At 66.2% G+C, this 5,095-nt stretch carries 3 protein-coding genes; 2 read left to right on the top strand and 1 reads right to left on the bottom strand.

From position 1 onward, the window contains the following. Positions 1-317: 317 nt before the first annotated feature. Complete coding sequence (locus VGL40_14190; GenBank protein ID HEY3316414.1) at positions 318-761, bottom strand: DUF488 domain-containing protein; 444 nt, start codon at positions 759-761, stop codon at positions 318-320. Between the two features lie 349 nt (positions 762-1,110). Here VGL40_14190 and VGL40_14185 point away from each other — a divergent pair, with 349 nt between their 5' ends. Beyond that, the gene (locus tag VGL40_14185) at positions 1,111-2,958 is read left to right on the top strand and encodes a phosphoenolpyruvate carboxykinase (GTP) (GenBank protein ID HEY3316413.1); all 1,848 of its coding nucleotides are present in this window, start codon (positions 1,111-1,113) and stop codon (positions 2,956-2,958) included. A gap of 384 nt (positions 2,959-3,342) precedes the next feature. Next, on the top strand, positions 3,343-5,095 hold a 1,753-nt coding region (gene hisD, locus VGL40_14180), incomplete at its 3' end, for a histidinol dehydrogenase (GenBank protein HEY3316412.1).

Here is a 5,095-nt window from a genome sequence, read left to right as displayed (position 1 = left end):
CTACTCCAGCGAGCTCTAGGTGGGCGTATCCGCCTGCCCCTGACCAAACACCAGTCGAAGCTGCTGGTCTGCTGGCAATACTTCCTCAGTCTCAATCCCGTGGCCTCTCCTGAACTCCGCCACGAGTCGCCGGTGACAAATCGCGGGGTCTGAGCAATAGCACACAAGGCCAATCACCTTGCCAGATCTAACCTTGGAATAGAGCTCTCTCAATGTTGCCGCCCCCCCTGGTGATTAGCCAGCACTCATCGACTTTCAAATCTTTTGCCCTAGAGACACTCGCCGTGATAACCTGAGGACTCATCCCATCCTCGCCCCTAACTTAGGTGTCGCACAATGACACCAGGATGGGCTTTCTGATACAGTTCAGCGACCAAACGCCGGTGGCAGCGGTCGGCCTTAGGCTCGGCGCAGAGAAGGCAGGTGTTCCCTTCCATGGCAACTGTCCTTTCCAAGACGGTCGCCGCATTCCGCTCTTGAAGCAACGCTCCAAATGAGTCTTCGTATTCTTTCCAGTTGCGATTCAACTTGTAGATCTCTAAAGTCTTTTCATCCGGGGCTAGTTCGGTGACGTGTTCATACTGGATTCCGAACAGCTCACATATGTACATCAAGTCGGCTTTCTTGGCAAAACCGGCCAACTGAGAAGTGTTGTTCAGTCTAATGTCGACGAGCTTCTTGACCCCGGCCTCCTCAAGTAGCTGGATGAACCTACGCAGACTCTTCTGAGCAAAGCCGATTGTGTAAAGGATGTCAGGCAAGGCTTATCCCCCCGAACGAAGACATTGCAGACCATTGGTGCTGGTTCGACGAATTGCCCATCGGTACCTCTGAATCCGCGCGCTGAACCGACGCCCAGAAACGCTTGATCAAAAGATGGATCCACGCCGCCCTTTTCCGTGCCGTGATTGCTTCTGTGGGCCGGCCCGCTCGACCGTGCGGGCCTCGGAGAGTAAATTTAGGTGAAGTTATTGGTTTGGTCTGAAGGAATTGGCCTCCTCCAAGCGAATAAATGCCGCTAATTTTATCATCGAGGCATGTGCCCCACGACGGGCGAGTACCGTACTTCTAAACTGAAGGGAGGGCCTAGTCATCGAGAAGCCCAAGGCTGTGGTCCAATGGGTCGAAGAGATGGCCAGACTGACCAAGCCGGACAGAATCCTTTGGATCGATGGTACACCGGAGGAAGAAGAACGTCTGAACGGAGAGGCCCTCAGCACTGGCGAAGTCGTCCAGCTCAATCAGGATCTCCTCCCGGGATGTGTGCTCCACCGGTCTGATCCCAACGATGTCGCCAGGGTCGAAGACCTCACCTTCATCTGCACCCGCCATCAGGAGGACGCCGGGCCAACCAACAACTGGATGGCCCCGGCCGAGGCCTATGAGCGACTCGGTCGGATCTTCGACGGGACGATGCGCGGGCGGACGATGTATGTCATCCCCTACCTGATGGGCCCGGAGGGTTCCCCCTGGAGCCGCGTCGGGGTCGAACTGACCGACAGCATCTACGTCGTCCTGAGCATGCGGATCATGACCCGGGTCGGGAAGGTGGCCATGGACCGGCTGGTCGCCGAACTGGCCGCCCTGGCGGCCAACCCGGACGGTGGGCGCGAGGATTGGCCGGGGTTCGTCAAGTGCCTTCACTCCAAGGCCGACCTCGACCCGAAGAAGCGATTCATCTGCCACTTTCCGGAAGACATGACCATTTGGAGCGTCGGGTCTGGCTACGGCGGCAACGCCCTCCTCGGTAAGAAGTGCTTCGCCCTGAGGATTGCCAGCTACCTCGGCCGACGCGAGGGTTGGATGGCCGAGCACATGCTACTCCTCGGGCTCGAGGCCCCCGACGGCGAGGTCACCTACGTCGTCGGAGCTTTCCCCAGTGCCTGTGGGAAGACCAACCTGGCCATGCTCGAGCCCCCGCCGACGCTGCGGGGCTATAAAGTCTGGACCCTGGGCGACGACATCGTCTGGATGAACGTTGGCAAGGACGGCCGCCTCTGGGCGGTCAACCCGGAGGCCGGATACTTCGGCGTCGCCCCGGGGACCGGCGACAAGACCAACCCCAGTGCCATGCGGACCATCGAGCGCGACACCATCTTCACCAACGTGGTCGAGACGCCGAAGGGGACGGTCTGGTGGGAAGGCATGGCCGACCCACCCCATCACGGCCTGGACTGGCGCGGCCGGCTGTGGAGCCCCGGTAATGGCGAAAAGGGCGCCCATCCCAACTCCCGCTTCACCGCTCCGGCGACCAACTGCCCAACCCTCTCGCCCCGCTGGGACGACCCCTTTGGGGTGCCCGTCTCGGCCATCCTCTTCGGCGGGCGGCGGGCCCGGGTGGCGCCGCTGGTCTACCAAGCCCTGAATTGGGAGCACGGAGTCTACGTCGGGGCCTCGATGGCTTCGGAGACCACGGCCGCCGCGGCCGGTCAGGTCGGCGTGGTCCGTCGCGACCCCATGGCCATGCTTCCCTTCTGCGGCTACAACATGGGCGACTACTTCGGCCACTGGCTGGAGATGGGCCGGGCCCTGAAACGGCCGCCGCGGATCTTCCACGTCAACTGGTTCCGGACGGACGACCGCGGCGACTACCTGTGGCCGGGGTTTGGCGAGAACATCCGCGTCCTCAAGTGGATCGTCGACCGCTGCCACGGCCAGGCCGGGGCGGCCGAGACGCCGATCGGCTACGTCCCCGGCCCGGAGGACCTCGAACTGAGCGGCCTTGGGGTCCCGGTGGACACGATGCGGAACCTCCTCAGCCTCGATCAGCAGGCCTGGCTCGATGACCTGGGCGACCAGGAGACCTTCTTCGCCAAGTTCGGCGAGAGGTTGCCCGAGGCCATCACCCGGCAGCGCACGGCCCTGGTGAGCCGGTTATCACGCCACTTCGGCCAGTTATCCCCTCTTGACAGCCAGCCCGCCGGCGATATAATGAATGTCAAACGTCATCTTTCCTAGGCAAAGCGAGGAAGAGGAAGAGTAGAAAGGGCCAAAGGCTCAGCGAGCCGGGGTTGGTGGAAGCCCGGACCGAAAAGGCGCTTTCGAAACACACCTCAGAGCGCAGTCCGAAGCGTGTAGTCGTGGTAGGCACTGACGGGTCTCCCCCGTTACCGGGAGAGGGTATAACGCCGCGATCGTCCGGCCGCCCGAGGGCGCCTCGGGCCGGTTCCGGTCACGGCGCGTACCTGACAAAGTGAGCCCGGCTCGGCCGGGCTAACAAGGGTGGGACCACGGGAGCGCCTCTCGTCTCTTATTGAGCGAGAGGCGTTTTTTGTTTTCTCCGGCAGGTCGGTTCGGGCCGGTCGGTTCGGGCAGGTCAGATGGTTCGGGGAGGTCACTCGGATGGTCGTGAGGAGAGTCAGCGCCAAGGTCTTTCGCCGGATGGCCGAGGCCAGGGGGGCATCGGTGGCGTCGGCAGCAGGGCGGCCTGGGCGGGGCCGGGGCGCCGGCGGATCGGCGCGGGGTCGGGCCGCCGCCGTTCGCGAGATTATCGGGGCCGTCCGCCGTCGGGGGGACGAGGCGCTCATCGAATACGCGGCCCGGTTCGACGGGGTGGGGCTCAGCCTCGATGGGTTGACCCTGGGGTCCGAGGCCATCGCCGCCGGCGCCCGGGCTTGCCCGCCCGAGATGAGGGAGGCCCTGGCCCTGGCGATGGCCAACATCGACGCCTTCCACCGCCGCCAGGTGATCGGCTCCTGGTGGGAGCAAGGTTCGGCCGACGGAGGCCTCTGGCGGGGGCAACTGGTGCGGCCGCTCGACAGCGTCGGTCTGTACGTCCCGGGCGGGACGGCGGCCTACCCCTCCACCGTCCTGATGGGCGCCGTCCCGGCCAGGGTGGCCGGCGTCCGGCGGGTGGTCATCTGCACCCCGCCCTTGGGTGACGGGAGCGTCCCCGCCTCCGTCCTGGCGGCCGCCGAGCTGTGCGGGATCACCGAGATCCACCCGGTCGGCGGGGCCCAGGCCGTGGCCGCCTTGGCCTACGGGACGGCGGCCGTCCGGAAGGTCGACAAGATCATCGGTCCAGGCAATGCCTACGTCGCCGAGGCCAAGCGCCAGGTGGCCGGGGACGTCGGGATCGACGCGATTGCCGGGCCCAGCGAGGTCCTGATCATCGCCGACGAGACGGCCGATCCGGCCCTCCTCGCCGCCGACCTCCTGGCCCAGGCCGAACACGACGCTCTGGCGGTGCCCGTCCTGATCGCCACGTCCGGGGCGCTCCTCGAACGGACGGCGGCTGAGCTCGAGGCCCAGGTGGCCCGGATGTCGCGGCAGGCCATCGCCCGGCAGGCCCTGGCCGGCCAGGGGGCCCTGGTCTTGGTCAAGAGCCTCGATGAAGCGGTCGAACTGGCCGGGCTCTTCGCCCCCGAGCACCTCGAGCTGCAGGTGGCCGACGCCTTCGCCCTGTTGCCGGCCGTCCGCCACGCCGGCTCGGTCTTCCTCGGCCGGCTCACCGCCGAGGCTTTCGGCGATTACGCGGCCGGTGTCAACCACGTCCTGCCGACGAGCGGGACGGCCCGCTTCGCCTCATCCCTCGGGGTGGCCGATTTCACCGTCCGTTCTCAGGCCCTGGCCGTCACCCCGGCGGGGGCGGCCGCCCTCGACCGCGCTTCGACGGTGATGGCCCGGTCGGAAGGACTGGAAGGGCACGCCCTGGCGGTGGAAGCCAGGCGGGCGGCTGTCGGCGTGGAGCCGGGCGGAGTCGCTCCGGCGGCTGCCCCCGCCGCCACGGTCGCCCCGGCCGCGCCCGAATTTGAACGATCCCTGGCCGCCGGGGCCCGCGAGGTCTTCGCTGCCTGGGGCTATCGCGAAGTCGGCGCCCCGCTCTTCTTGCCCCTCGAGGACCTCGATCCCGCCCTGGGGTCCAACGGTCTCCGGGACCGCCTCTTCAAGTTCGTCGACCCCTCTGGCCGGATCATGGTCGTCCGGCCCGACTGGACCCTGCCCGTCGCCCGCGGGGCGGTGGCCGCCCTGCGCTCAGGGTCCGCGCCAATGCGCCTTTCCTACGCCGGTGACGTCTACCGCCGGGGGAGCCGGGCCTCGGCCCTTTCGCGGGGCGGCTCAGGCGACTGGGAGGGTGCCCGGATCCCCCAGGCCG

It is taken from the genome of Bacillota bacterium (assembly GCA_036504675.1).
Lineage (GTDB): Bacteria > Bacillota > Sulfobacillia > JAJYWN01 > JAJZPE01 > DASXUT01.
Note: the sequence above shows the minus strand (reverse complement) of the source record. Positions and strands in the feature narration are given on the sequence as shown.